The 1,197-nt window shown below is 57.7% G+C and carries 1 protein-coding gene; it reads left to right on the top strand.

Annotated elements, in window-relative coordinates; all coding sequences use genetic code 11:
* Positions 1-77: 77 nt before the first annotated feature.
* On the top strand, positions 78-1,142 hold the full coding sequence (gene psbA / locus NW860_RS09240; RefSeq protein WP_414425552.1) for a photosystem II q(b) protein: 1,065 nt from the start codon (positions 78-80) through the stop codon (positions 1,140-1,142).
* Positions 1,143-1,197: the final 55 nt, after the last annotated feature.

The following is a 1,197-nucleotide window of genomic DNA, read 5'->3' as shown; positions in this document are numbered from 1 at the left end:
GGAGAGTTGACAGAACTTAACGGTTGGATTAAGGTTAGGTTGTCCATCTTCGCACTTCCACGAGGAAGTTAGGCTTTATGACCACTGTTCTCCAACGTCGCTCAGCTAGCAACGTGTGGGAGCAGTTCTGCGAGTGGGTGACTTCTACCGACAACCGGCTCTACATCGGCTGGTTTGGCGTGTTGATGATCCCCACCCTGCTGACTGCCACCACCTGCTTCATCATTGCCTTCATTGGTGCTCCTCCAGTTGACATCGACGGCATCCGCGAGCCAGTTTCGGGTTCGCTGCTGTACGGGAACAACATCATCACCGCCGCGGTGGTACCTTCTTCAGCAGCCATTGGCTTGCACTTTTATCCGATTTGGGAAGCCGCCTCTTTGGACGAGTGGCTGTACAACGGCGGCCCCTACCAGCTGATTGTGCTGCACTTTTTGATTGGGGTGTACTGCTACATGGGGCGCGAGTGGGAGCTGAGCTACCGCTTGGGGATGCGTCCCTGGATTGCGGTGGCCTACTCGGCGCCGGTGGCAGCGGCAACAGCGGTGTTTTTGATTTACCCGATTGGGCAGGGGTCATTCTCGGACGGGATGCCCCTGGGGATTTCCGGGACGTTCAACTTCATGTTGGTGTTCCAGGCGGAGCACAACATTTTGATGCACCCGTTCCACCAGCTGGGCGTGGCTGGCGTGTTTGGGGGTGCGCTGTTTAGTGCGATGCACGGGTCTTTGGTGACCAGCACCCTGATTCGGGAGACTTCGGAGGAGGAGTCGCAGAATCTGGGGTACAAGTTTGGTCAAGAGGAAGAGACCTACAACATTGTGGCGGCGCATGGGTATTTTGGCCGGTTGATTTTCCGGTATGCGTCGTTCAACAACAGCCGCAGCCTGCACTTTTTCCTGGCGGCCTGGCCGGTGGTGGGGATTTGGTTTGCGGCGTTGGGCATCAGCATCATGGCGTTCAACCTGAATGGGTTTAACTTCAACCAGTCGATTGTGGACAGCAACGGGCGCGTGGTTGGGACGTGGGCGGACGTGCTCAACCGTGCCAACCTGGGGATGGAAGTGATGCACGAGCGGAATGCGCACAACTTCCCGCTGGATTTGGCGGCGGTGGAGGTAGCGCCGGCTGTGCGGGGCTAGTGCTTCCCCAGGTTTCCTGACTCTACTTCCCCTGGCCCCAGCGCCAGGGGTTTTT

The sequence above is a fragment of the Synechococcus sp. F70.1 genome, assembly GCF_047502745.1.
Classification (GTDB): domain Bacteria; phylum Cyanobacteriota; class Cyanobacteriia; order Thermostichales; family Thermostichaceae; genus Thermostichus.
The sequence above is the reverse complement of the archived record's forward strand: the minus strand, read 5'-3'. Positions and strand labels throughout refer to the sequence as shown.